The following is a 2,139-nucleotide window of genomic DNA, read 5'->3' on the forward strand; positions in this document are numbered from 1 at the left end:
CCGGAAATATTGTCATGATATTATTTTCCCAATTGACATGATTTAGCGCGTTTCGCATCGTTAAGGGCATAGGCTTCTCCAGAACGGGGAAATGAATTGCCCGCGCCCATCATCAAGGTCGATGCCATTTCGAAGAGCTTCGGCGCCTTCAAGGTGCTGGACGGCCTGTCGATGCAGGTCATGCCGGGGGAGAAGCTGGCCTTGATCGGCCCATCCGGCTCCGGCAAGACGACGATCCTGCGCATCCTTATGACCTTGGAGAGGATCGACGGCGGTCACATCCAGGTCGATGGCGACCAGCTCTACCACATGGAGCGCAACGGCCAGCTGCTGCCGGCCGACGAGCGGCATCTGGCCAGGATGCGCCAGAAGATCGGCATGGTCTTCCAGCTCTTCAATCTGTTCCCGCACAAATGCGTCATGGACAATGTCACCCTGGCGCCGATGCTGACCAAGGGCGTCGCTCGTGTCGCCGCCGAGAAGCGGGCGATGGAACTGCTCGACATGGTCGGGCTGGCCGACAAGGCGAAGGCGATGCCGGCGCAGCTTTCAGGCGGCCAGAAGCAGCGCGTGGCGATCGCCCGGGCGTTGGCGCTGTCGCCCAAGATCATGCTCTTCGACGAGGTCACCTCGGCGCTCGATCCGGAACTGGTCGAGGAGGTGCTCAACGTCATGCGCAAGCTCGCCGCCGAGACCGACATGACGATGCTGCTCGTGACCCACGAGATGGGCTTCGCGCACGACTTCGCCGACCGCGTGCTGTTCTTCGACCGCGGCAGGATCGTCGAGGAAGGCAAGCCCGATGAGATTTTCCGACACCCCAAGCAGGAGCGTACGCAGAGCTTCCTGAAGAAGATCATCGCGGCCGGACATCGTGTCTGACCGCCATGCAAACGGACGACGAAGTCGTCCCAGGGCGACGTAGTCGTCCCGAAGCGGTGACGTCGCCGCCAATTGAGCAAACCAAGAAGAGAACAAGGAGTTGGGAACGATGAAGAAACTTGCCATCCTGGCTGGCGTCGCCGGCCTCGCGGTGACCACGATGCTGCTCGCCTCCGGCGCGCGTTCGGCAGATGACGCCAAGCTCGAGCAACTCAAGGCGCAGGGCTTTGCCCGCGTCGCCATCGCCAATGAGCCGCCTTATACCGCGGTGGCGGCGGACGGCAAGGTTTCGGGCGCCGCGCCGGACGTGGCGCGCGAGATATTCAAGCGGCTCGGCGTCAAGGACATCGTCGCTTCGATCTCGGAATATGGCGCCATGATTCCCGGCCTGCAGGCAGGTCGCTTCGACGTCGTCACCGCTGGCTTGTTCATGAAGCCGGAGCGTTGCGCGGCGGTCGCCTATTCCGAGCCGGTGCTCTGCGACGCCGAGGCCATGCTGGTGAAGAAGGGAAATCCGAAGCACTTCAAGAGCTATGAGGACATCGCCAAGGACACCTCCGCCACCGTCGGCGCGCCGGGCGGCGGCACCGAGGAGAAGCTGGCGCTCAATGCAGGCGTGCCGCGCGATCGCGTCATCGTCGTGCCGGACGGCCAGAGCGGGCTGAAGATGGTGCAGGACGGCCGTATCGACGCCTATTCGCTGCCGGTGCTTTCGATCAACGACCTGGTCAAGAAGGCCAATGATCCGAACCTGGAAGTGATCGCGCCGGTGCAGGGCGCGCCGGTCTATTGCGACGGCGCGGCCTTCAAGAAGGGCGACGAGGCACTGCGTGACGCCTATGACGTCGAGCTCGCCAAGATGAAGAAGTCGGGCGAATTCGCCAAGATCATCGAGCCCTATGGCTTCTCCGCCGCCGCCGCGATGTCGACGACGCGCGAGAAGCTCTGCTCGAAGAAGTAAGGCGCGGCTTTCTTCCTTCTCCCGTTTACGGGGGAAGGTGGCTCGAGAGCCGGGTGAGGGGCGGCGCCAGATTCTGCAAGGCTGGCTCCGCCCCTCATCTGCCTGCTCGTCCTACGCTGCAGCCGAGCTGCAGCTGCGAAGGGTGAACAGGCATCTTCTCCCGCGAACGGTGAGAAGGGGTTTGTCGCAGCCGCCTCGTACCAACGCAAACGACAGGAAACTCTAAACGCAAATGACCCAATGGTCCGGCTATCTCGGCCTGATATTGCAGGGAGCGCTTGTCACCATCGAGCTGA

At 62.6% G+C, this 2,139-nt stretch carries 2 protein-coding genes; both read left to right on the forward strand.

What is annotated here, in order from left to right; translation table 11 throughout:
* The first annotated feature begins 96 nt into the window (after window positions 1-96).
* Window positions 97-882, forward strand: coding sequence for an ectoine/hydroxyectoine ABC transporter ATP-binding protein EhuA (gene ehuA / locus Q0L57_RS13120; RefSeq protein WP_296743249.1), 786 nt, complete (start codon window positions 97-99; stop codon window positions 880-882).
* 109 nt (window positions 883-991) lie between these two features.
* Window positions 992-1,843: an ectoine/hydroxyectoine ABC transporter substrate-binding protein EhuB gene (gene ehuB, locus Q0L57_RS13125; RefSeq protein WP_296743250.1), complete on the forward strand. Its 852-nt coding sequence runs from the start codon at window positions 992-994 to the stop codon at window positions 1,841-1,843.
* Window positions 1,844-2,139: the final 296 nt, after the last annotated feature.

Source organism: Mesorhizobium sp. (assembly GCF_024509055.1).
Lineage (GTDB): Bacteria > Pseudomonadota > Alphaproteobacteria > Rhizobiales > Rhizobiaceae > Mesorhizobium.

Bases quoted from the DNA above. Each gene is read 5' to 3' on its own strand.
- ehuB (WP_296743250.1), top strand. From the start codon at position 992: ATGAAGAAACTTGCCATCCTGGCTGGCGTCGCCGGCCTCGCGGTGACC.